This window comes from Actinokineospora pegani, from assembly GCF_009745975.1.
Lineage (GTDB): Bacteria > Actinomycetota > Actinomycetes > Mycobacteriales > Pseudonocardiaceae > Actinokineospora > Actinokineospora pegani.
This window is the reverse complement of the sequence record NZ_WHOL01000124.1, coordinates 1-21,456: the sequence shown is the minus strand read 5'-3', so window position 1 is coordinate 21,456 and position 21,456 is coordinate 1. Positions and strand designations below refer to the sequence as shown.

General features: G+C 70.8%; 23 protein-coding genes. 11 read left to right on the top strand and 12 right to left on the bottom strand.

Translation table 11 applies throughout. The annotated features are described in order from the left end of the window. Positions 1 to 125: 125 nt before the first annotated feature. From GCL84_RS27805 to GCL84_RS27795, 3 genes are read right to left on the bottom strand one after another with little or no spacing between them, the layout of a single operon-like run. Positions 126 to 1,136 (bottom strand): DUF3558 family protein, encoded by a 1,011-nt coding sequence (locus tag GCL84_RS27805; RefSeq protein WP_156758540.1) that lies wholly within the window; start codon positions 1,134 to 1,136, stop codon positions 126 to 128. A 58-nt stretch (positions 1,137 to 1,194) separates the two neighbouring features. Continuing rightward, positions 1,195 to 1,476 carry a hypothetical protein gene (locus GCL84_RS27800; RefSeq protein ID WP_235926794.1) on the bottom strand — a complete coding sequence of 94 codons (282 nt, stop codon included), beginning with the start codon at positions 1,474 to 1,476 and terminating at the stop codon, positions 1,195 to 1,197. Next, a complete protein-coding gene (locus GCL84_RS27795; RefSeq protein WP_156758539.1) occupies positions 1,473 to 3,179 on the bottom strand; it encodes a sodium:solute symporter family protein in 1,707 nt (568 codons plus the stop codon). Before GCL84_RS27795 ends, GCL84_RS27800 begins: the two co-directional genes overlap by 4 nt. Before the next feature lie 233 nt (positions 3,180 to 3,412). Here GCL84_RS27795 and GCL84_RS27790 point away from each other — a divergent pair, with 233 nt between their 5' ends. Beyond that, positions 3,413 to 3,796, top strand: coding sequence for a hypothetical protein (locus GCL84_RS27790; RefSeq protein ID WP_156758538.1), 384 nt, complete (start codon positions 3,413 to 3,415; stop codon positions 3,794 to 3,796). Between the two features lie 35 nt (positions 3,797 to 3,831). Beyond that, positions 3,832 to 4,344, top strand: coding sequence for a DUF3558 domain-containing protein (locus tag GCL84_RS27785; RefSeq protein ID WP_197523554.1), 513 nt, complete (start codon positions 3,832 to 3,834; stop codon positions 4,342 to 4,344). Between the two features lie 5 nt (positions 4,345 to 4,349). Here the strand turns inward: GCL84_RS27785 and GCL84_RS27780 are convergent, their stop codons facing one another. Then, on the bottom strand, positions 4,350 to 4,565 hold the full coding sequence (locus tag GCL84_RS27780; RefSeq protein ID WP_156758536.1) for a hypothetical protein: 216 nt from the start codon (positions 4,563 to 4,565) through the stop codon (positions 4,350 to 4,352). Positions 4,566 to 4,687: 122 nt separating this feature from the next. Here GCL84_RS27780 and GCL84_RS27775 point away from each other — a divergent pair, with 122 nt between their 5' ends. Genes GCL84_RS27775 through GCL84_RS27765 form a run of 3 tightly spaced genes read left to right on the top strand, consistent with a single transcriptional unit; the run spans position 4,688 to position 5,953 of the window. Then, positions 4,688 to 5,551 carry a helix-turn-helix domain-containing protein gene (locus tag GCL84_RS27775; protein WP_197523553.1) on the top strand — a complete coding sequence of 288 codons (864 nt, stop codon included), beginning with the start codon at positions 4,688 to 4,690 and terminating at the stop codon, positions 5,549 to 5,551. After that, complete coding sequence (locus GCL84_RS27770) at positions 5,548 to 5,736, top strand: DUF397 domain-containing protein (protein WP_156758534.1); 189 nt, start codon at positions 5,548 to 5,550, stop codon at positions 5,734 to 5,736. Before GCL84_RS27775 ends, GCL84_RS27770 begins: the two co-directional genes overlap by 4 nt. A gap of 28 nt (positions 5,737 to 5,764) precedes the next feature. Beyond that, on the top strand, positions 5,765 to 5,953 hold the full coding sequence (locus GCL84_RS27765) for a DUF397 domain-containing protein (protein WP_156758533.1): 189 nt from the start codon (positions 5,765 to 5,767) through the stop codon (positions 5,951 to 5,953). Between the two features lie 63 nt (positions 5,954 to 6,016). Here GCL84_RS27765 and GCL84_RS27760 read toward each other — a convergent pair whose 3' ends face one another. The 3 genes from GCL84_RS27760 to GCL84_RS27750 are packed head-to-tail and all read right to left on the bottom strand — an operon-like array spanning position 6,017 to position 8,109. Beyond that, on the bottom strand, positions 6,017 to 6,604 hold the full coding sequence (locus tag GCL84_RS27760) for a DUF998 domain-containing protein (protein WP_156758532.1): 588 nt from the start codon (positions 6,602 to 6,604) through the stop codon (positions 6,017 to 6,019). Positions 6,605 to 6,607: 3 nt separating this feature from the next. Beyond that, the gene (locus GCL84_RS27755) at positions 6,608 to 7,375 is read right to left on the bottom strand and encodes an ABC transporter permease (protein ID WP_156758531.1); all 768 of its coding nucleotides are present in this window, start codon (positions 7,373 to 7,375) and stop codon (positions 6,608 to 6,610) included. Then, positions 7,372 to 8,109 (bottom strand): ABC transporter ATP-binding protein, encoded by a 738-nt coding sequence (locus tag GCL84_RS27750; protein ID WP_156758530.1) that lies wholly within the window; start codon positions 8,107 to 8,109, stop codon positions 7,372 to 7,374. Before GCL84_RS27750 ends, GCL84_RS27755 begins: the two co-directional genes overlap by 4 nt. A gap of 113 nt (positions 8,110 to 8,222) precedes the next feature. Here GCL84_RS27750 and GCL84_RS27745 point away from each other — a divergent pair, with 113 nt between their 5' ends. Together GCL84_RS27745 and GCL84_RS27740 are read left to right on the top strand one after the other, a co-directional pair. Beyond that, positions 8,223 to 9,326 (top strand): sensor histidine kinase, encoded by a 1,104-nt coding sequence (locus GCL84_RS27745; RefSeq protein ID WP_197523552.1) that lies wholly within the window; start codon positions 8,223 to 8,225, stop codon positions 9,324 to 9,326. Then, positions 9,323 to 9,967, top strand: a complete 645-nt coding sequence (locus GCL84_RS27740; RefSeq protein WP_156758529.1) for a response regulator — start codon at positions 9,323 to 9,325, stop codon at positions 9,965 to 9,967. The genes GCL84_RS27745 and GCL84_RS27740 overlap by 4 nt, the downstream gene beginning before the upstream one ends. 268 nt (positions 9,968 to 10,235) lie before the next feature. On the opposite strand, the gene GCL84_RS27735 is transcribed toward GCL84_RS27740, so the two are convergent. Further along, positions 10,236 to 10,772 carry an NUDIX domain-containing protein gene (locus GCL84_RS27735; protein WP_407924443.1) on the bottom strand — a complete coding sequence of 179 codons (537 nt, stop codon included), beginning with the start codon at positions 10,770 to 10,772 and terminating at the stop codon, positions 10,236 to 10,238. Between the two features lie 47 nt (positions 10,773 to 10,819). On the opposite strand from GCL84_RS27735, the gene nucS reads away from it, so the two are divergent. Next, on the top strand, positions 10,820 to 11,479 hold the full coding sequence (gene nucS, locus GCL84_RS27730) for an endonuclease NucS (RefSeq protein ID WP_156758527.1): 660 nt from the start codon (positions 10,820 to 10,822) through the stop codon (positions 11,477 to 11,479). Between the two features lie 477 nt (positions 11,480 to 11,956). On the opposite strand, the gene GCL84_RS27725 is transcribed toward nucS, so the two are convergent. Together GCL84_RS27725 and GCL84_RS27720 are read right to left on the bottom strand one after the other, a co-directional pair. Next, on the bottom strand, positions 11,957 to 13,057 hold the full coding sequence (locus GCL84_RS27725; RefSeq protein WP_156758526.1) for an adenylate/guanylate cyclase domain-containing protein: 1,101 nt from the start codon (positions 13,055 to 13,057) through the stop codon (positions 11,957 to 11,959). Position 13,058: 1 nt separating this feature from the next. Then, positions 13,059 to 13,514, bottom strand: coding sequence for a universal stress protein (locus tag GCL84_RS27720; RefSeq protein WP_156758525.1), 456 nt, complete (start codon positions 13,512 to 13,514; stop codon positions 13,059 to 13,061). Positions 13,515 to 13,658: 144 nt separating this feature from the next. Here GCL84_RS27720 and GCL84_RS27715 point away from each other — a divergent pair, with 144 nt between their 5' ends. Then, a complete protein-coding gene (locus GCL84_RS27715; protein WP_156758547.1) occupies positions 13,659 to 14,087 on the top strand; it encodes a nucleoside deaminase in 429 nt (142 codons plus the stop codon). 3 nt (positions 14,088 to 14,090) lie between these two features. Here GCL84_RS27715 and GCL84_RS27710 read toward each other — a convergent pair whose 3' ends face one another. After that, entirely contained in the window at positions 14,091 to 16,109 is a 2,019-nt protein-coding gene (locus GCL84_RS27710) for a protein meaA (protein ID WP_156758524.1), read from the bottom strand. Between the two features lie 225 nt (positions 16,110 to 16,334). Here GCL84_RS27710 and GCL84_RS27705 point away from each other — a divergent pair, with 225 nt between their 5' ends. Continuing rightward, positions 16,335 to 16,628: a hypothetical protein gene (locus GCL84_RS27705; protein WP_156758523.1), complete on the top strand. Its 294-nt coding sequence runs from the start codon at positions 16,335 to 16,337 to the stop codon at positions 16,626 to 16,628. Positions 16,629 to 16,668: 40 nt separating this feature from the next. On the opposite strand, the gene ggt is transcribed toward GCL84_RS27705, so the two are convergent. After that, on the bottom strand, positions 16,669 to 18,459 hold the full coding sequence (gene ggt, locus GCL84_RS27700) for a gamma-glutamyltransferase (RefSeq protein WP_156758522.1): 1,791 nt from the start codon (positions 18,457 to 18,459) through the stop codon (positions 16,669 to 16,671). 157 nt (positions 18,460 to 18,616) lie between these two features. Here ggt and GCL84_RS27695 point away from each other — a divergent pair. Continuing rightward, positions 18,617 to 21,456 (top strand): WGR domain-containing protein (locus GCL84_RS27695; protein WP_197523551.1); only part of this gene is annotated, 2,840 nt, incomplete at its 3' end.

Genomic DNA, 21,456 nt, shown 5'->3' with positions numbered 1-21,456 from the left:
TGATGCTACCTGTGAGTAACATCGTTTGTTGATACTGCCATGCGCGCAGGCGCGGTCCAGGTGAACTGCACCACTGGACCGGTCAGGGAGGGTGTTTTCGTGCGCTGGGCGCAATTCGCTGGCCGCTATTTCGCGGGCAGCAGCCCGACGACAGCCTTGGCCACGTCGAGGGCCTTGGCGCACGGGTCCTCTCCCGACTCGGCCTTGTAGCGGGTGTAGTCGACCGAGACCACCTCGGAATCGCCCTCGGCCCCCTCGAAGGGCAGGTGCGCCCAGTCCAGCGAGCAGCGCGCCGACGAGGTGGTCTCCGCGCGCTGCTGGGCGGTGACGCCGCCGAGGTCGACCGGGGTGGTCTTGGCCGCGGTGGCGAGCTTGTCCGGGTCGGTGCCCACGGAGAACTCCACGCGCAGGCTGACGCCGCTGGCGTTGTAGGCGCAGCCGTGCAGGTCGATGGGCCGCTTGCTCGCGCCGCTGCCGACGGCCGCGGCGATCACGTCGTCGTCGAGGAAGGTGCAGGGCTCGATGTCGACCAGGGTCCCCTTGCGCACCTGGAGCTGCGGCTTGTCCTCGGCGATCTTCCGCACGGCCAGCTCCACCAGCCTGCGGCCCGGCTCGCACAGCCCGCCCGGGACGTCGCTGCCGGTCTGCACGCTGATGCCCCGGTTGGGGTCGGTCGCGGTGATGGCGGTGACGAAGCAGGCCGACTTGTCGTCCAGTTCGGACTGCGCCACCGGCAGGCCGTTGATCTTGAGGTCGCCCTCGGGGTTGCGCGCGGTGCTCGTCTCGCCGATGGTCAGCGTGAAGTGCAGCTCCTTGCCGGAGGGGTCCTTCATGTAGTTCGAGCACAGCGCGAAGTCGCGCAGGCGGCTGCGGGCCGGGGTGCCGAACTCGGACAGGATCTCGGAGGTCATCAGCTCGCACGGGTTGATCCGGCGCAGCGCGGCGTCGGCGAACGGGCCGCCGTCGCCCTCGGGCTCGGGGTCCGTCCCGGTCGCGCCGGGATCGGCGAGGCCCTCGGCGGCGGGCACTGTGGTGCGCTGACCGGTCGTCTTCGCCAGGTCGGGACCGCCGCAGCCGGAGACCACCGTCACCAGGCACAGCACCGCCACCGACCAGCGCACCTTCGAAGCCCTCACGCCCACGACGGTAGCCGCCCGCCGCACCGGGTGTGCGCGGAACCCGGTGATCGAGACCTCAGTGGTCGCTCTCCGCGCTCGCCCCGTCCTCGGTCGTGACGGGCACGGCCAGCGGGCGCAGCCTGGCCCAGCCGAAGAACACCAGCGCGGTCGCCAGCATCACCAGTCCCATGACCAGGTTGATGTTGATGCCCGCCGCCTTGTCCAGGTCCTCCTGGGAGGTGGCGAACAGGCCCATCCCCGTGAGGATCACCCCGTAGACGGCGAACAGCAGCGCCAGGATGCCGCGCAGGTCGAACAGACCGGCCTTCTTCTTCTCCGCCACAGCGGCCTCCCTCACCAGAAGATGATGTTGAGCACGACGGTCAGCGCCAGCACGCCCGCGCCGAGCACGACCGGCTTGCGGAACCAGCCCGCGTTCTCCCCGGTGTCGTCGTGGCGCAGTTGGTCGCGCGGGGTCAGCGACCAGACCAGGCCGCGCAGCTCGGACTCCGGCTTGGGCTTGGTGACCAGCGAGACCGCGACGCTGACCGCGATGTCGACCACGAACGCGGCGCTGGCCGCGACGAAGCTCGCGCCCTGCCCGGCCAGGTCCAGCACCCCGACCCGGTTGAGCGTGTCGACGGTGACCGCCGACGCCGTGCCCATGATCAGGCCGAGGCCACCGGCGAGCGGGGTCATCCGCTTCCAGAACATGCCGAGGATGAACGTCGCGAACAGCGGCGCGTTGAAGAACCCGAACAGCGTCTGGAGGTAGTCCATGATGTTGTCGAAGGTGGAGGCGATGAACGCCGTCCCGATCGCCACCACGCAGCCGACGACGGTGATCATCCGGCCGACCTTGAGGTAGTAGTCGTCCGGCTTGTCCTTGACGACGTAGGCCTGCCAGATGTCGTAGGTGAACACGGTGTTGAACGAGGACACGTTCGCCGCCATGCCCGCCATGAACGCCGCCAGCAGGCCGGTGATGCCGATGCCCAGCATGCCGTTGGGCAGCAGGTCGCGGATCAGCAGCAGGATCGACTCGTTGTAGGTCACGCTGCCGTCGCCGGTCCCGGCCTTGACCGCCCGCAACTCCGGCACGAGCACCGCGGCGATCATGCCGGGGATGATGATGATGAGCGCGATCAGCGTCTTGGGGTAGGCCCCGATCAGCGGCGTGCGCCGCGCGGCCGACATGCTCTTGGCCGACATCGCCCGCTGCACCTCGGCGAAGTTGGTCGTCCAGTAGCCGAAGGACAGCACGAAGCCCAGGCCGAACACGACGCCGAGCACGCTGAGCGTGGCGCTGCCGATGCCGGTCAGGTTCATCGCGGGCCACGAGCTGAGCTGGTCGGCCGTGCTGCCCGCGACCTCGCCGCCCTTGACCTCCGGGGCGATCTTGTCGACCAGGCCCTGCCACCCGCCGACCTTGTGCAGGCCGACGAAGGTCAGCGGCAGCAGCATCGCCACGATCACGAAGAACTGCATGACCTCGTTGTAGACCGCCGCCGAGAGCCCGCCGAGCGAGGTGTAGGCCAGCACGATCGCCGACGCGACCACGATCGAGACCCACAGCGGCCAGCCCAGCAGCAGGTTCACCACGGTGGCCAGGGCGAACAGGTTGACACCCGCGATGAGCACCTGCGCGATGGCGAAGCTGATGCCGTTGGTCAGGTGGGCGAACCGCCCGAACCGCCGCAGCAGGAACTCGGGCACGCTGCGCACCTTGGAGCCGTAGTAGAACGGCATCATCACCAGGCCGAGGAACACCATCGCGGGGATGGCGCCGATCCAGTAGTAGTGCATCGTCGGCAGCCCGTACTGGGCCCCGTTGGCGGTCATCCCGAAGATCTCGACCGCCCCCAGGTTGGCCGAGATGAACGCCAACCCGGTCACCCACGCCGGCAGCGACCGCCCGGACAGGAAGAAGTCGAGACTGCTGTTGACCGACCGCCGGGCCATCGCCCCGATCCCCAGCACCAGGGCGAAGTAGATGATCAGGATGGCGTAGTCGATGGGGCCGGCGTCCAAGCGCAGGTCCGCGTCCGCGAGGTAGTGCATGGGGCCCCCGTCGTGCACGTCGGTGTTGATCGGGGGAAGTTTCCCCCCGCAACTGGATCACCGCACGTCGAAGGCGTCGGTTTTTCACCAAGGACCGGCGAACCTGCCCACAAGCCCCCGATTGGTCCACACCAACGGCCATCACCCGATCGGTGGCTTGTTCTGGAGCCCAAGACAGATCACTCTCGCGGTCCGTACGGTCACCCTGCGTAAAAGGACAGGGAGGTTGCGCGATGTACATCGACGAGGGCAAGCACGCGGCACTGGGTAAGATCGGCGAGTCCATGACCCAGTTCGCCGGGGCGGCGGCAGCGGGCCAGTTCGCGGTCAACGAGGCAGGGGGGCAGGCGCTCATCGCCGCCATAGACAAACTGCTCGACTGGCTGGACATGAACCAGTTCAAACTGCGCAACCTGGAACAAGAACCGCCATTGGGCTCCTCGAACGCGGCAAAGGTCATAAAACCGTACATGGCGAGCGTCGCCACCGACCACGAAGGCTTCCTCACTCAACTCCGCGCTCTTGGAGAAAGCCTCAAACAGGCGCGCCAGGGCATTGAAACCGCCATGCGAAACTACGAGCGGACAGATTCGGCCGAGGCGAGCAAACTGACGTGAGAGGACCCCGAATGCGACGTTCGCTCCTGACCATCGTGGGCACGGTGGTCCTCCTGGGCACGGGGTGCTCCACCCAGACACCGGGACAGCCGATCCCCGCCGAGGACGTGAGCACGAGCGCCGCCACCGAGCCGACCACGTCCACCACAGGCGCCCTGGACCCCTGCTCCCTGCTGACCGCAGACGCCAAGGCGGAGCTGGGAGTCAGCGGATCCGGCGATCCCGACGAACTGCCTTCCGGGAAGAGTTGTGCCTGGCAGGTCTCCTCGGCGGCCAGCGGTGGAAATGGATTCGTGCTGGGCACAGCCGTGTTCCCCGAATTCGGCCTGGAACAGGTCAGCTCATCCGGGCCGACCACCGAGATCACGGTCGGTAGCAGGCGCGCCCTGAAATCAACCGGAGCCGGGGGAAGCGTTTTCGCGATCTCACTGGAGGTGACTCCGAGTTCCCGTGTCGACGTCTCGTCGACCATCGGCGGAGCAGGCGAAGAGGAGGCGTGGGCGAGGGTGCAGCGGCTCGCCGAACTGGTCGAGCCGCAGCTCCCCTGAGCGGCCTAGCCGTGCTCGCCCGCGCGGAGTCCGCGCAGGGCCTCGGCGCTGGCGTTGGCGAGGTTCTCCAAGCCGTCCTCGGTCAGCACGACCGACAGGGTGGTGGCGCGCTCGTCGCCGAAGCGGAAGTGGGTCTCGTCGCCGACGGTCTCGGTGGTGATGTCGCACTTGCGGCCCACTCGGACCCAGGAGTCGACGACGATGCCGTGAGAGTTGATCATGAGGTGTTCCTCACCTTCTGCGATGGGTCGGCTACGCTGACACCGACCGGACAAGTTGCCCAGAAGGCTAAGGGCAAGTTGCCCTGTCTGTCAGTACCTCGAACGGGTGAACAGGAGTTTTGGTGGTCAACGCGCGGCCGACTGTGGAACGGCGGCAGTTGGGGCTGGCGTTGAAGCGGCTCCGGGAGCGGTCCGAGCTGTCCCAGCTCGCGGCGGGGCAACACATCGGCAAGGACGATTCGCGGATCAGTAAGATCGAGGACGGCTTGGCCACGCCCAAGGCCGAGGACTTGGTGAAGCTGCTGGAGCTCTACGGGGTCGTGGGCAACGAGCGCGAGACGATCGTGGCGTTGGGCGCCGTGGCCCGCAAGCGCCAGCCCGCCCGGGCTTACATCGACCTGCTGCCGGACTCCTTCCAGCGCTTCGGCGATCTGGAGGCAGCGGCGAGCAAGATCCGCAGCTACGAGGCAGGCGTGGTCCCGGGCCTCTTGCAGTCACACGGCTACATCGACGCCTTGTTCGCGTCGTCGGACAACGTGTGGTGGGCGCCTTCCGAGGACAGGCGCAGGAACATGGCCGAGTTCCGCCGCAGGCGCCAGGAGGTGACCTGGCAGGCGAAGGAGAAGGAACTCCACTTCGTCATCGGCGAAGCCGCGCTGGACGAGGTCAACGGCAGTACCGAGGTCATGCGTGGACAGCTCCGCCACCTGCTCGACCTGATTGACAGCAAGCCGAACCTGATGATCCAGATGCTGCCGAAGACCGTGCCGAACAACCCGGCGCGCGGCGGCGGGCTGACCGTGTTCGAGTTCGGAATCTCCCTGCCACGCATCGGGTTCGCGCTCGTGGTGACTGGCCCGTCGACCTACGTTGACGACAGCGAGGACACCGCTAACATGCTCCGCGCCCTGTACCGGTTGAGCGAGCTATCGTTGACACCCGAGGAGACCCGGGCCGCGATCACCCAGAAGTTGGAGACACTGTGAACGACACAGGCTGGTTCAAGAGCAGCTTCACCGACGCCAGCTCCAACAACTGCGTCGAGTGCCGGATCAGTGAGGGCACCAGCGTTCGCGACTCCAAGAACCCCAACCCCAGCTTCCACGTCCCCGCAGCGGCCTGGACTGCCTTCATCGCAGGCACCAAGGCCGACCGGTTCGCCTCGCGCTGACCTCGATCACCCAGAAGTTGGAGAAGCTGTGACGAACACCGGCTGGTTCAAGAGCAGCTTCAGCGACAACAGCTCCAACGCCTGCGTCGAGTGCCGGATCACCGACGGCACCTCCGTCCGCGACTCCAAGAACCCCACCCCCAGCTTCCACGTCCCCGCAGCGGCCTGGACTGCCTTCATCGCAGGCACCAAGGCCGACCGGTTCGCCTCGCGCTGACGACGCGAGCCGGCGCGCACCCTCGCTGTCGCCCCGGTGGTCATTTCCGACACCACCGCCGCGTCAGTGCTGGTGGAGGACGAACAGGTGGGCCAGCCATGCCCAGCCGACGAGGATCGTGAGCCGCTGCCACAGGCCCGCGTGTGGCGAGTCGTCCTCCCAGGCCCGACCGAACTCGACGAACAGCACGGCGAAGACCCCCGCCGTCGCGGCGGAGTACACGCGCTGCGGGACGTCGAACGCCGGGGTCAACGCGGCGATCGCCGCCGCGACTGGAAGGGCGAGGAAGACCACGGCGCCCGCGTGGTCGTGCAGCCGGTGCCCGCGCGAGTAGTGCTCCGGCGTGGTGTCCGGTGTGCCGGGCGGGTAGCCGCGCATGGCGTCCATGGGAAAGACGCCCGAGGCGACCAACCCGACCCCGAAGACCCCGACGGCCGCCGAGAGTGGCCAGGAAACGTTCACCAGGGCAACGGCGCCTGCGCAGACACCCGCGCCGCAGACGACGAAGTTCGCCGTCTGGACCCAGCCTCGTGGCCCGAGGGCCAGCGCGCTCACCGGGTGGCGGACGGGGTGGTAGCCGGGCCGCGTCCACCCGTCGGCGGTGAACACGAGCACGAAGGCCACCGCGGTGACCGCACCGATCAGGGTCACGCGTCACTCCCAGCGGAAGAGGATGCCCGCGACGGCGCCGCCGACGACCGTCGTCGCGCCCAGGCTGACCAGGTGTGCCGGTTCGGTCGGGGCTCCGGCCCACGCCGCGCCCAGCGCCTCGACCGAGGCGCCGAACGGAAGCCACTCGCCGACCGTCACGAGCGCGTCCGGGAGGGCGTCGCGCCCACCGAACAGGCCGCCGAGGGCGCCGAGGGCGAAGAACGCGACGAGTCCGATCGCCACCGCGGAGTTGGGCGTCGGCGCGACCGCGGCGACGATCAGGCCGACACCGTACATCGCCGCCATCACGAGAACGAACACGCCGAGCGCGGTCGCGAGGTGGGTCGGGGGACCGGCGTCGAACGCCAGCGACGCGACGGCGAGCGCGGCCGTGATGCCGATGACCGTCTGGATCACGCTCACGACCACCTGGGCCATCAGGACCATGACCGGTGACGCCGGGGTGACCGCGAGCCTGCGCAGGATTCCGCTGCGGCGGTAGTAGGCCAGGAAGCTCGGCATGTTGATGATGCCGGTCGTCGCGATGACGATGGTGAGCACAAGCGGCAGGACGTAGAGCTCCAGGGCGGTGCGCCCGTTGGCCACGATCTGGTCGCTCGCCGACGACGCGCTCATCACCAGGATCAGCAGGGGCAGCCCGATGGGGACGATGAGGCCCGCGGTGTCGCGGGCGACCATCTTGGCCTCGCAACCGATCATGACCAGCCAGGCCCGTGGGCCCGGCCTGCCTGCCTTGATCGCCGTGCTCATTCGGTGTCCTCCAGTCCTTTGCCCGCGAGTGCGACGAACGCCTCGTCCAGGTTCTCGGCGCCTGCGAGCGCGACGAGGCCGGAGGGGGTGTCGAGCGCGACGACGCGGCCTGCGTCGATGAGGGCCACCCGGTCGCAGAGGCGTTCGACCTCGTCCATCGCGTGGCTGACCAGGACGATGGTGACCTGCTCGTCGCGAAGGCACTCGATCGTCTTCCACATCTGGCGTCTGGCCCGCGGATCGAGACCCGTCGTCAGCTCGTCGAGGATCACCGCGCGGGGTCGTCCGGCGAGCGCGAGGGCGATGGACAGCCGTTGCTGCTGGCCGCCGGAGAGGTTCTCGAAGCGGACGTCGCGCCTGCCGACCAGACCGACCAGGCCCAGAAGCTCCTCGGCGGGCCTGGGATCGGGGTAGAAGCTGCGGTAGAGGGCGAGGAGTTCGGCGACGGTCAACGCACCGTGCAGGGTGGCCTCCTGCAACTGGACGCCGAGCACCTGGCGGACCTGCGCGCGGTCGCGAACCGGGTCCAGACCGAGCACGCGGACTCGCCCGTGGTCCGGGGTGCGCAGCCCGGCGATCATCTCGACGGTGGTGGTCTTGCCCGCGCCGTTGGCGCCGAGGATGCCGAGCACCTCGCCAGTGCCGACCTGGAGGCTCAGATCGTCGACCGCGACCGTGTCGCCGTACCGCTTGTGGAGGTTCTCGGCCTCGATCGCGACCATCGTGCGGCTCATGGGCCAGAACGCTAGGTGGCGCGGGCGGCGGGGCGCCTGTGCCGATGGTCAGGAGGCCGCACCATGACTTTCGGCACCGGCGAGGTGTCGCACCCGGACCATAAGGTGGTGTCATGCGTCGAGCAGGGGCGGAGGTGTGGTCCGGGCTGGCGATGCTCGTCGTGTCGGTCGCGGTCGGCGGGCCGGTCCTGTTCGGAGTCGCCGAGCCGACGATCGCCCGAGGCTGGTGGATCGCGCTGTTCGCCGCGCACATCGCCGTCCTGCTGGTCACCGCGGTCGGCGACCAGCCGTCCACGTCCAGGCGCGTGGCCCTCGCCGCGGCGGTCGTGTCGTCCTGGGCGGTCGTGCTCACCGCGCCGAACTTGGGTCTGCTGTCGATCCTGCTGGTCCTCGTCGCTGCGTTGAGCGTCCACCTCGCGCCGATGCACGTCGCGTTCGTCATCGTGGGGCTCAACATGGGCGTCCTCGGGCTGGTCGCGGTGCAGCGCGGTGGCTCGGCCGCCGAGACGACGACCACCCTGGGCTTCTACCTGCTGATCCAGGTGGCGACGGTGCTGAGTTCCGTCGTGCTCGTCCGCGAGCAGCGGATGCGCCGCGAGCTGACCGAGGCACACGTCGACCTGCGGGCGACCGCGGTCCTGCTGTCGGAGTCGACCCGCGCGGCGGAGCGCCTGCGGATCTCGCGCGACCTGCACGATCTCATCGGCCACCAGTTGACCGTCCTCACGCTGGAGCTGGAGGCGGCGCGGCACCGCGAGCAGGAGCAGGCGCGGACGCACGTCGACCGGGCCAACCAGGTCGCCAGGGACCTGCTGGCCGACGTGCGCACGACGGTGGGCCAGTTGCGGGCCGAGCCGTCGGATCTCACGGAGGCGCTGCGCCAGGTGGTGAAGGACCTGCCGGGACTGGAGGTGTCGATCGACGTCGACGCCACCGTGCGGGTCGGCGAGGAGCAGACCGCCGCGTTCGTGCGGGCCGTGCAGGAGCTCGTCACCAACGCGATCCGCCACGCCAACGCCCGCGAGCTGTGGATCGAAGTCTTCTCCGACGGGCCGTCCGCGGTCCTGACCGCGGTGGACGACGGGCGCGGGGCGCGTGCGCCGGTGCTCGGCAACGGGCTGCGCGGGCTCGTCGAGCGGTTCGAGGCGCTCGGCGGCGCCGTGGCGTTCGACGGCAGCGGAGGGTTCCGGGTGACGGCGCGGGTGCCCCGATCATGACCCGGGTCGTGGTGGTGGACGACCAGACCCTGGTGCGGCAGGGGATCCGCACCCTGCTGGAGGTCGCCGAGGTCGAGGTGGTCGGCGAGGCCGAAGACGGCCAGGCCGCGCTGGAGGTCATCGCCGAGGCGGCGCCTGACGTGGTCCTGCTTGACCTGCGGATGCCCCGGTACGACGGCATCTGGACCCTTCACGAGCTGCGCGAGCGCGGCATCGAGGTCCCGGTGCTCATCCTGACGACCTTCGACGACGACTCGCTCGTGCTCGACGCGCTACACGCCGGGGCGCGCGGGTACCTGCTCAAGGACGTGACCCTCGAACAGTTGACCCGCGCGGTGCACACCCTGGCCGACGGCGCGACCCTGATCGCCCCGTCCATCACCGACCGGCTGCTGCGGGCGATCCGCGCAGGCCGGTCGCCGGTCGGGGCCAGCGCCGTGTCCGTCAAGGACCTCACCGAGCGCGAGCGGGAGGTGCTGCGGCTGGTGGCCGAGGGCTACAACAACCGCGAGATCTCCACGGCCCTGTTCCTCGCCGAGGGCACGGTGAAGAACCACGTCTCGACCATCCTGCTCAAACTCGGCGCCCGGGACCGGACCAACGCGGTCCTGCGGGCACTGCACGAGGGGATCCTGCGGTAGCGCTCGGACGCTGGATGACAACCGAGCGCCCGAACTCCTTCTCGGGGGGCTGGGGTGCGGTTTCGGGTGCTCGGTCCGGTCGAGACGCGCGACCCGGCCGGAGCGGTGATGTCGCCCGGCCCGCGTCTGATCCGGGTTTCTTCGCCGGTCGCAGACCGGGGGCATCGGGCTCCCACTGTTCCTCAACGCGGGCGACCCCCGCCGCTGTCCGCGCCGGCAGCCGTGCGCAAGGCCCGTGCCCTGTGCCCGGACCTGAAGTCGGCTTGCTCTAGGGCGCGTGGTGCTCGTGGAGCAGCAGTTGGGTGTAGGCGGCGATGCTCTGCGCGTCCTGGATCGAGCCGTCGCGGATGGCGGACTCGAAGTCGGCCCTGGCGAACCAGGCCGCGCGCATGTCCTGTTCGGTGGTCTCGCGCTCGGGCGGCCCCTCGGTCAGCTCCGTGGCGAGGAAGACGGCGCCGGTCTGGCTGGTCAGCCCCGGCGCGACCTCCAACGTCCCGATGCGCGTCATCGCCCCCGCGACGAGCCCGGTCTCCTCCCGCAACTCCCGCACCGCCAACTCCGCCGCGTCCACCTCCACCCGATCGGGCGCGGTCCCCTGCGGGAACTCCCACCGCCGCCCGCCGAGCGGGTAGCGGAACTGCTCCACCAGCATCAACCGCTCCCCGTCCAACGGGATGACCAGCGCGTACCGCGGCTTGTCGACCACCCCGTAGATCCCGGGCGAGCCATCGGCACGGCGGATGGCGTCCTCCCGGACCGTCATCCACGGGTTTGCGTAGACCTGCTTGGAGTCGAGACGTTCCACGGGGGTGATCCTGCCCGGTGCACACCCCCGGGTCTAACCTGCCCCATGTGCGCCTAGTGATCGCCCGCTGCCAGGTCGACTACGCCGGTCGGCTCACCGCCCACCTGCCGATGGCCAACCGCCTCCTGCTCGTCAAGGCCGACGGCTCCATCTCGGTCCACTCCGACGACCGGGCCTACAAGCCGCTGAACTGGATGACCCCGCCGTGCTGGCTCACCGAGGAGCCAGGGGTGTGGACCGTGCAGAACAAGGCCGGGGAGAAGCTGGTCATCACCCTGGAGGAGATCCAGCACGACTCGAAGCACGAGCTGGGGGCTGAGCCGGGCCTGCAGAAGGACGGGGTCGAGGCCCACCTGCAAGAACTGCTGGCCGAGCACATCACCACGCTGGGCGAGGGCTACACGCTCGTCCGCCGCGAGTACCCGACCGCGATCGGACCGGTGGACATCCTCTGCCGGGCCGCGGACGGGGCGACCGTCGCCGTGGAGATCAAGCGGCGGGGGGACATCGACGGGGTCGAGCAGTTGACCCGGTATTTGGAGCTGCTGAACCGGGACCCGCTGTTGAGCCCGGTGGCGGGGGTGTTCGCGGCGCAGTTGATCCGACCGCAGGCGAAGGTGCTGGCCGAGGACCGCGGCATCCGCTGCGTGACCCTGGACTACGACACGCTGCGCGGCATCAAGAGCGACGAGTTCCGCCTGTTCTAGCCGCTACGGCGATGGCGTTGAGCGCCTCTGTCGCAAAGCGGAACCCTGGCGAGCGAGAGCCGGGCACGGTGGGTGTGCGGCGAGTCGCAAGGCCAGGTGCACCTGGGGCAGACCGGGACCCTGGCCTCACGCATGTCCGCAGTCGGCTTCGGCCCCGTCAGCACCCGGTTTCGATCTCGACCTCGTAGAGACAGTCGACCAGCAGATCCCGATACGCGGACTCCCCGAGTTGGCGGTGCGCCCGCACCGCTCCGGCAGCGATGTCCGCTGCCCAGAGCAGAGGCTCCGCCGCCCCTGCTTGGTGCTCGATCCGGAACGCGGTTCCCTTCGACAGGTTGTGGCGGGCACCTGAACAAACCTGATCACACTCAGCACTGTGCGACAGCGGTGTCACCAAGCCCGGCCAAAGGCTCGCCGATACCGCGCTGCCCGGTCGGCCGGGCACGGATCAGGGTGGGGCCTGCCCGAGGGGGAAGGTCAAAACCGGCGGCGGCGCGAGCGGGAACGGGAGCGGTGGCGCTCGGTGTCCGGGCTCAGGGTGATGCTGGGCAGCTCGTCGTCATCGTCGGGGTCGTCGGGTGGGCGGGAGTCGTTGGCGCGGCGGAGGACTGAGTGCTTGAGGCGGTTGTAGCCCTTGACCGAGACCGGGCGGCGGTGGCGGACCGAGAACTCCTCGCGCACCTCGTACAGGATGTCGCCCAGGGGGCGCTCGACCAGGACGGTGCTCGGGCGGGCGACCGAGGTGAGGCGGGCGGCGATGTTGACCGTGGACCCGTAGACGTCGCCGAAGCGGCTGAGCACGCGGCCGTAGGCCAGGCCCGCGCGCAACTGCGGCAGGGCCGGGTCGGCCTCGGCGCGGTCGAGCAGGTCCAGCGCGATGCGGGCGCCGTGGACCGGGTTCTCGGCGACGAACAGGACCTCGTCGCCGAGCATCTTGACGATGCGGCCGTGGTTCTCGGCGACGACCTCGGCGGTGACGGCGTCGAACTTGTCGACGACCTCGGAAAGCTCGGCCTCGTCGGAGCGGCGGGTGAAGGTCGTGAAGCCGACCATGTCGGCGAAGCCGACGACCTGGCTGCGGGAGTCCAGGTCGTCGTCGGTGGTGGCCAGGGTGCGCCCGGCGAAGGCCGCCAGGTGCCGCCGCCACACGAAGTCCTGCATCCGGCCCAGGTCGGGCACTAGCTGCTCGACGAACCGGGCGAGCTGCCGCTCGTCGGTGACCAGCTCGGGGTTGGCGGCCAGCACGTCGCGCAGGATGTGCACCTGCCACTCGGCCAGCCGGGACAGGTGCTGGCCGAGCATCCTGGCCATGGCCGTGGCCAGGCTGGGCTCCAGGATGCCGCGGTACATCAGCTCGTCGGTCAGCCGCAGCGCCTCGATGTCGCGCTCGGTGAAGACCACCGCGTCGTCGGCGACGGTGGCGAAGCCCAGGGCGCGCCACAGGGTCATGGCGCGCTCGAGCGGCACGCCCGCCTTCTCCACCACCTCCAGGCGCGTGTACTGGCGGGTGCCGCCGAGCAGCAGCGACTCCACCCGCGCCTGGAACGCGGCGGCCGGGTCCTGCGGGATGTCGGTCATCTCAGCCGGTCGTGTGCACGATCAGCACGTCGACGAGCGACTTGCGGGCCGCCTCCGCCGGGACCGAGCCGAGGATGCGCCCGGCCAGGGTGTTGAGCCCGCGGTTGCCGACGACCAGCAGGTCGGCCTTGTGGTCGGCCACGACCTTGGCCAGCGTCGGCACCGGGTCGCCGCCGACGACCACGGTCTCGATCTTCTCCGCGCCCGCGGCGCGCGCCCGCTCGCGGGCGGTGCGCACGGTCTCCTCGGCGGGGTTGAAGCCGACGACCTGGTACGCCACGTCCTCGCCCAGCTGGTCCTGGGCCCGGCCCAGGTCGCGGTCCTCGCGCGGCTGGTAGGCGCAGGCGATCACCAGGGTGGCCGAGGTGGAAGCGGCGATCGCCGCGGCCCGGTCGACGGCCAGGTAAGAGGAGTCGGAGCCGTCGGTGCCGACGACCACGGTCTGATAGGCGGCCATGCCTGAACCTCCCGGTAGCTACTTGTCGGTAAACAATGCCAGGACAACGCGCCCCCCGTCCATCGGACGCGCTGAACTCCACCCGTGATCACTCTCGCGCGCGACCGGGGAACCCAGCACAATCCAGGCGTGGACGACGTGAAGATGCTGGCAGAGGCCGTGCGGGAAGCCAAGACCGGCCTGGCGGGGGGTGGCGTCCCGATCGGCGGCGCGCTGTTCGGGCCGGACGGGTCGCTGTGGGGGTCGGGGCACAACCGGCGGGTGCAGGACGGCGACCCGACGCTGCACGGTGAGACGGCGGCGTTCCGGGCGGCGGGACGGCGTCGGTCCTATCGGGGGACGACGATGGCCACGACGTTGTCGCCGTGCTGGTACTGCTCGGGACTGATCCGGCAGTTCGGCATCTCACGGGTGGTGATCGGTGAGGCGCGGTCGTTCGTCGGGGGGCACGACTGGCTGGCCGAGCACGGGGTGGAGGTCGTGCTGCTCGACGACCCGGGGTGCGTGGCGATGATGGCGGACTTCACCGCCACGCACCCGGAGGTCTGGAACGAGGACATCGGCGCGGACTGAGCCCTACGGCAGGTCGTTGGCCTCGCGGATCACGGTGACGATCTCGTTCATGATCTGGGTCATCTCGTAGTCCTTGGGGGTGAAGACCCTGGCCACGCCCTTGGCGGTGAGGACCGCGGCGTCATCGGGGGGGATGATGCCGCCGACGACGACCGGGATGTCCCCGGCGCCCGCGGCCCGCAGGCCCTCGACCACGGCGGGGACGGCGTCGAGGTGGGAGCCCGAGAGGATCGACAGGCCGACCACGTGCACGCCCTCCTGCACCGCCGCCGAGACGATCTGGTCGGCGGTGAGGCGGATGCCCTGGTAGATGACCTCGAAGCCGGTGTCGCGGGCGCGGACGGCGATCTGCTCGGCGCCGTTGGAGTGGCCGTCGAGGCCGGGCTTGCCGACGAGCATGCGCAGGCGCTGGCCCAGTTCCTCGCCGGTGGCCTTGACCCGCTCGCGGGCCTTGCCCAGTTCGGCGCCCGCCTCGCCGGTGGCCGACGCGCCGGAGACGCCCGTGGGGGCGCGGTACTCGCCGAAGACCTCGCGCAGGGCCTGGGACCACTCGCCCGTCGTCACGCCCGCCTTGGCGCACACGATGGTGGCCTCCATCAGGTTGGCATCGGTCTTGGCCGCGTCGCGCAGGCCGCGCAGGGCGTCCTCCACCACGGCGGCCTCGCGGCCCGAGCGCCACGCCTTGATCGCCTCGACCGCCTCCCGCTCGGCGATCGGGTCCACGGTCTCGATGGCCTTGGCGCCCTCGGCCTGCAAGGGGCTGGGCTCGGTCGTGTCGAACTTGTTCACGCCGACGATGACCTGCTGGCCCGCCTCGATCTTGCGGCGGTGGTCGGCCAGCGAGCCGACCATCTGCGTCTTCATGTATCCGGACTCGACCGCGGCGACCGCCCCGCCCATGGCCTGGACGCGGTCGATCTCCTCGCGGGCGCCGTCGAGGATGGCGTTGACCTTGGCCTCGATGACCGGGGAGCCGTCGAAGAGGTCCTCGTACTCGAGCAGGTCGGTCTCGTAGGCGAGGACCTGCTGCATGCGCAGCGCCCACTGCTGGTCCCACGGGCGCGGCAGGCCCAGGGCCTCGTTCCACGCGGGGAGCTGGATGGCGCGGGCACGCGCGTTGCGGCTCAGCGACACGGCGAGCATCTCCAGCACGATGCGCTGGACGTTGTTCTCCGGCTGCGCCTCGGTCAGGCCCAGGGAGTTGACCTGCACGCCGTAGCGGAAGCGGCGGTGCTTGGGGTTCTCGATGCCGTAGCGCTCGCGGGTGATCTCGTCCCAGAGCTGGGTGAACGCGCGCATCTTGCACATCTCCTCGATGAACCGCACACCGGCGTTCACGAAGAAGGAGATGCGCTGCACGACGTCGCCGAACTTCTCCTCGGGCACCTGCCCGGAGTCCTTCACCGCGTCGAGCACCGCGATGGCCGTGCACATCGCGTAGGCGACCTCCTGCACGGGGGTCGCGCCGACCTCCTGCAGGTGGTAGCTGCAGATGTTGATCGGGTTCCACTTCGGCACGTTCTGGACGGTGTAGGCCACCATGTCCGTGATCAGCCGCAGGCTCGGCCCCGGCGGGAAGACGTAGGTCCCCCGCGACAGGTACTCCTTGATGATGTCGTTCTGGGTCGTCCCCGCGAGCCTCCCGACGATCTCCTGCCAGTCGGTGCCCTCGGCCTCGGCCTGCTCCTGGGCCACGGTGACGTACAGCGACAGCAGCCACATGGCCGTCGCGTTGATCGTCATGGAGGTGTTGGCGTCGCCCAGCGGGATCTGGTCGAACAGCGTGCGCATGTCGCCGATGTGGCTGACCGGCACGCCGACCTTGCCGACCTCGCCCTTGGACAGCTCGTGGTCCGGGTCGTACCCGGTCTGCGTCGGCAGGTCGAAGGCCACCGACAGGCCGGTCTGGCCCTTGGCCAGGTTCCGGCGGTAGAGCTCATTGGACTTCTTGGCCGACGAGTGCCCGGCGTAGGTCCGCATGACCCACGGGCGGTCTCGCTCTCCATCAGTGGGGTACGGCACCGGTTAACCTCCGTTAATCAGCCCAGTGGTGGGGAGAGCGTACTCGCGGGTAACCCGCTTGTTACCCCCACATGTGCTAGTCGTCACCGAGCTCCCTCGATCGAGTTCAGCACGCCCGAACGCGGCCGACAAGAAGCGTCACCCGAAGTCGTGCGGCCCGCACAACTCCGCCGCTTCCGCGACGGAGGGCTGACCGGAGCAGGGGCCGGGGGCGATGATGGGGGCATGGACCTGCCCGCGCCGTACCTCTCCCTGGTCGCGCTCCTGGTCATCGGGGTGCTGGGCCTGGTGCTGCGCTGGGGGTTCGCCGCGGGGCCGAAGAAGGACTACGGGCTGTTGAAGGAGATCGCCAAGGTCCCCAGCCAGAACGCGGCCCGGTTCGTGGAGGAGCGGTTGCAGCAGGCGGGCGTGCGGGCGACGACCGTGCCCGCCGAGGACGGCGAGGGGCTGCGGGTGATGGTCTTCCCGGCCGACGAGCGGGCCGCGGTCGAGGCGTTGCTCGACGACGGCACGGCGTAGCGGACGCCCGGCCACCGGGGGTGACCGGGCGTCCGGGCCGTCAGCGGACCGGGAAGATCACCCCGGCCGACGTCCCGCCGCGGCGGGTCTGCTCGCCGACCGCAAGGACCTTGCCCCAGCGGTCGAACTCGAGGGCGGCGGCGACGCCGATCTCCTTCTGGGCGGTGAACGTGTGGCCGAGGGCGGTCAGGCCGCCCGCGCCCGAGATGAACGCGGGCTCAGCGGTCACGGCGGCCGTGTTGCGCTGGGACGCGCGCGGCGCGGCCAGGGCGTCCGGCAGGGACAGGCCCAGGTCGATGCGGTTGACCAGGATCTGCAGGACCGTGGTGATGATCGTCGAGCCGCCCGGGGAGCCCACCGCCAGCCAGGGGCGGCCGTCCTTGAGGACCAGGGTCGGGGACATGCTCGACCGGGGGCGCTTGCCCGCGGCGGGGAGGTTGGGGTCGGGGGCCTCGCCCTGGGTGGGGGCGAAGTTGAAGTCGGTCAGCTCGTTGTTGAGCAGGAAGCCGCGGTCGGGGACGACGATGGCGCTGCCGCCGAGCTGCTCGATGGTGTTGGTGTAGGTGACGACGTTGCCCCACGCGTCGGAGACGACGAAGTGGTTGGTGTGCACCTCGTTGTCCGGGGCGGGCGCCGCCGTGCGCGGCTCGCAGGAGCCGGGCCGGAACGGGTCGCCGGGGGCGACCGGGGCGGGCAGGGCCCTGGCCGGGTCGATCAGGCACGCGCGGGTGGCGGCGAACTCGTCGGACAGGAGCTGCTTCTGCGGGACGTCCACGAACCGCGCGTCGCCGATGTAGCGGCCGCGGTCGGCGAAGGCGAGCTTGGAGGCCTCCAGGTAGTGGTGCAGGACCTGGGTGCGGTCCATGCGCTTGAGGTCGAAGTTCTCCAGGATGTTGAGCGCCTCGCCGACGGTGATGCCGCCGCTGGAGGAGGGGGCCATCCCGTAGACGTCCAGGCCGCGGTAGCCGCTGCGGGTCGGGGCCTGGTCGATGGTCCTGTAGGCCTTGAGGTCCTGGAGCACCATGCGGCCCCGCGGCGGGTCGATGGTGGCGTCGGGGGCCAGCGGCGGGTTCCGCACGGCGTCGACGACGTCGCGGCCGACCGAGCCGCCGTAGAAGGAGCGCACGCCCTTGCGGGAGATCTCCCGGTAGGTGTCGGCGAGGTCGGGGTTGCGCAGGACCGCGCCCGCGTCGGGGACCTCGCCGCCGGGCAGGAACAGCTCGGCGGAGGAGGTGAACTGCTTGAGCCGGGCCTCGTTGGACACGATCTGGTCGCGCAGCGCGGGGGTGAGCGGGAACCCCTTGTCCGCGACGGAGATCGCCGGGCGCAGCGTGTCCGACAGCGACAGGCGGCCCCAGCGCTGCAGGGCGCGGTCCCAGGTGGCCAGCATCCCCGGGGTGCCGACGGACAGGCCGCTGGTGACCGCGGTGGCGAACGGGTACGGCTGCCCGGTGGCCGGGTCGATGAACATCTTCTCGTCGCCCGCGCGCGGTGTCGTCTCGCGGCCGTCGATTGTGGACACCTCGCGGGTGCGGGCGTCGTAGTGGACGAAGTAGCCGCCACCGCCGAGGCCCGCGACGAACGGGTCGGTCACGCCCAGCGTGGCCGCGACCGCCACGGCGGCGTCGGCGGCGCTGCCGCCGCGGCGCAGGACGGCCAGGCCCGCCTCGGTCGACTCCACGGTGTCGGAGACGACCGCGCCGCCGTAGCCGCTGGCGATCGGGGTCTTGACCGGTGGCCGGTGCGGTGTGGCCTCGGCCGGGACGACCACCGCCGCGGTCATGGCGACCACGGCGGTGGCGAGGGCGGCTGTGCGGTGCCGTGCACCCATCGGGGACCTTGCCTCTCTGCTTCCGGAGGACTGCGGAGAGTCAGTTCTACCCGGCTCGGACTGTGGCTGCCACCTGCGAACAGCCCAAAATTGTCAGGGGCGGCAGGTACCTTTCGGCCATCACGTTCGGCGCGGTGCGGCACGAGGGGTTGGGACGTTGCGACGGTTGGAGTACGTCGGGGGCGGGTCGGAGAAGTTCTGGGAGGGCTCGGTGATGGGTCTGACCGTCACCACCCGCTGGGGACGGCTGGGCACGAACGGGCAGACCAAGGACAAGGCGTTCGCCTCCGCCAGTGAGGCTGAGGCGCACCTGGCCAAGCTGATCGCCGAGAAGGTCCGCAAGGGCTACGGCGAGCCCGGCACGGCGACCGTCCACGCCGCACCGGTGACGGCAGGACAGTCCGAGCCGGACACCGCCGCCGCACCCCCTGCCGATGAGCCCGCCGCGGAAACCGCGCAGCCTGCCGCCGAGCCGGCAGGTGGGGGGAGGCAGTGGGCGGACGAGGACGTCTACGACCCGCCGTCGACCCTCCTGCGGATGGCCGTCGCCCGCCGGGGCTCGACGCGGGCGCCGCGGCGGGTCAGCGACGAGGCGGTCGCGACCGCGAGGGACCTGCTGGCCACGTGCGAGCAGACGGTCCGGGCGATCTTGGCGGACGAGCGCACCGAGCCCGACCTGCGGGAGGCCGGGCTCGGCCAGCTCGCGGGCCAAACCACCCCGCTGGGCGCGGCCATCGTGCAGAAGGCGGCCTCGAACCGGCACTACTGGTCGCAGGGGCACAAGTTCAACGTCGTCGCCGACCTCTGGATCGCCACCGGGGGCCCCGCCTTCGCCGCCGAGGCGCTGATGCTGGATACCGGCATCGAGGTCGTGGCCGAACGGTCCAGGCACGAGTCCCGGGGGACCTGGGTCCGCCGCCGCGACAGCATGGTGCGGTGGCAGTGGGGCAGCGACGCGATGGTCGACCGGGTCCGGGCCAGCCTGGCCTGCGCGGACGACGACGAGTACGCCCGCGCCGTCGCCGCGGTCGGCGCGCTCCGGGACTCCACCACGCGCAAGGCGGTCGCGGCCTACCTGCTGCCCACCGAGCGCGCCTGGGTCGACGAGGCGGTGGCGGTCGCGCCGGGCCGCAGCGACAACATCAGGGCGACGATGCTGCTCGGCGCGGTCGAGGACCACGACCAGTTGCAGCACGTGTACGGCTCCACCTCGACGTGGGCACTGTTCACCTCCTCGCGCACGCTGCCGACGCTGGTGCGCAGCCTCGGCCCGGCCGTCACCCCGGCGCTGGACCACTGGCTCGACGACGGCGGCGCCGAGCAGAACCGGACGCTGCTGGCGCACCTGGCCAGCTTCCCCACCGACGAGGCGATGGCCGTCCTCATCGCCCGCAGCGGCCAGCGCGCAGCGGCGCCCTACCTGCAGGAAGCGCTCAAGCGCTTCCCCCGGCGCGGCGCGCGGATGCTGGCCGAGGCGTTGGCCGGGCCCGCGGGCGTGGGCGACACCTCCGTGCTGGAGACGTCGCTGTCCGCGCACGTGCTGGCCGACCCCGAGGTCGTCGACGGCATCGAGGTGTCGGAGGGGGCCAGGGCGCGACTGGACAAGGTGCTCGCCTCCCGGGCGGAGCGGGTGCCCGCCGCCGACCCGGCCGACCTGCCACCGGTGCTGGCCGACCCGCCGTGGCTGCGCAAGAAGACCAAGGCCAAGCCGGTCGTCGTCGCGGGCCTGGAGCCGCTCGGCGTCGACGCCCTGGCCTGGGCGGACGGGGAGCGCGACGAGTGGCTGGCCGCGGCCGACCGGGCACACCGGCCGCACACGCTGCGCCACACGGGCTCGATCGACTGGCCGGGACTGTTCGCCAAGTACAGCAGGCCAGATGCCGACGGCCACTCCCACCACTGGATCCAGGCGCCGATGATCGCCCTCGGCCCGGAGGACCTGGCGCGGGAGCTGCTGCTGCGCTGGCAGCCCGAGCACATCTGGGACCTCAACGACTGGGGCTCGGTGATCGTGGCCCGGTTCGGCCTGGACGCGCTGCCCGCGCTGCTGCACATCGCCGCGAGCAGGCCCGCGTCGGTGGTCGACCTGCTGCGGCCGTTCACCGGGCCGAGCGTGGCCGCGCTGATGGCCGACTGGGCGACGCGGCTCAAGGCCGTGCGGACCAAGGCGTTGGCGTACCTGGCCCGGCACGGCACGGCGGCGGTGCGCCCGCTCATCCCGGCCGCGGTCGGCGAGGCGGGCAGGCAGCGCACGGCGGCGGGTGAGGCGCTGCGCGCGGTGGCCGCGCGCGAGGGCGAGGAGTCCGTGCTGGCGGTGGCCCGCGAGTACGGCGCGGAGGCCGACGCCGCGACGCGGGTCATCCTGGCCGCCGACCCGCTCGAGTCGCTGCCCGCCAAGCTGCCTGCCGTGGGCGCGTGGGCGAACCCGGCGCTGCTGCCGCAGATCCTGCTGGCCGACCGCAGGTCCGCGCTGCCGCTGGAGGCCGCCGGGCACGTGGTGACGATCCTGGCGCTGTGCAAGCCGGGTGCCCCGTACGCGGGCCTGGCCCAGGTGCAGGAGGCCACCGACCCGGCGTCGCTGGCCCGGTTCGCCTGGCGGCTGTTCCACCTCTGGCTGACCTCGGGCGCGCAGTCCAAGGACAACTGGGCGATGACCGCGCTCGGCGCGGTCGGCGACGACGAGGTGGTGCGCGAGCTGTCGCCGCTGATCCGGGCGTGGCCGGGCGAGGGTGGGCACGCCCGGGCGGTGAGCGGTCTGGACGTGCTGGGCGACATCGGCACCGACGTGGCGCTGATGCACCTCAACGGCATCGCGAACAAGGTCAAGTTCAAGGGCCTCAAGGAACGCGCCGAGGAGAAGATGCGGGCGGTGGCCGAGCGGATCGGCCTCAGCAGCGAGCAGCTCGCCGACCGGCTGGTGCCCGACCTGGGCCTGGACACCGACGGGTCGATGGTCCTCGACTACGGGCCGCGCAAGTTCACCGTCGGCTTCGACGA

Bases quoted from the DNA above. Each gene is read 5' to 3' on its own strand.
- GCL84_RS27795 (WP_156758539.1), bottom strand. From the start codon at position 3,179: ATGCACTACCTCGCGGACGCGGACCTGCGCTTGGACGCCGGCCCCATC.
- GCL84_RS27790 (WP_156758538.1), top strand. From the start codon at position 3,413: ATGTACATCGACGAGGGCAAGCACGCGGCACTGGGTAAGATCGGCGAG.
- GCL84_RS27780 (WP_156758536.1), bottom strand. From the start codon at position 4,565: ATGATCAACTCTCACGGCATCGTCGTCGACTCCTGGGTCCGAGTGGGC.
- GCL84_RS27755 (WP_156758531.1), bottom strand. From the start codon at position 7,375: ATGAGCACGGCGATCAAGGCAGGCAGGCCGGGCCCACGGGCCTGGCTG.
- GCL84_RS27750 (WP_156758530.1), bottom strand. From the start codon at position 8,109: ATGAGCCGCACGATGGTCGCGATCGAGGCCGAGAACCTCCACAAGCGG.
- GCL84_RS27745 (WP_197523552.1), top strand. From the start codon at position 8,223: ATGCGTCGAGCAGGGGCGGAGGTGTGGTCCGGGCTGGCGATGCTCGTC.
- GCL84_RS27740 (WP_156758529.1), top strand. From the start codon at position 9,323: ATGACCCGGGTCGTGGTGGTGGACGACCAGACCCTGGTGCGGCAGGGG.
- GCL84_RS27725 (WP_156758526.1), bottom strand. From the start codon at position 13,057: ATGACCGACATCCCGCAGGACCCGGCCGCCGCGTTCCAGGCGCGGGTG.
- GCL84_RS27720 (WP_156758525.1), bottom strand. From the start codon at position 13,514: ATGGCCGCCTATCAGACCGTGGTCGTCGGCACCGACGGCTCCGACTCC.
- GCL84_RS27715 (WP_156758547.1), top strand. From the start codon at position 13,659: ATGCTGGCAGAGGCCGTGCGGGAAGCCAAGACCGGCCTGGCGGGGGGT.
- GCL84_RS27705 (WP_156758523.1), top strand. From the start codon at position 16,335: ATGGACCTGCCCGCGCCGTACCTCTCCCTGGTCGCGCTCCTGGTCATC.
- ggt (WP_156758522.1), bottom strand. From the start codon at position 18,459: ATGGGTGCACGGCACCGCACAGCCGCCCTCGCCACCGCCGTGGTCGCC.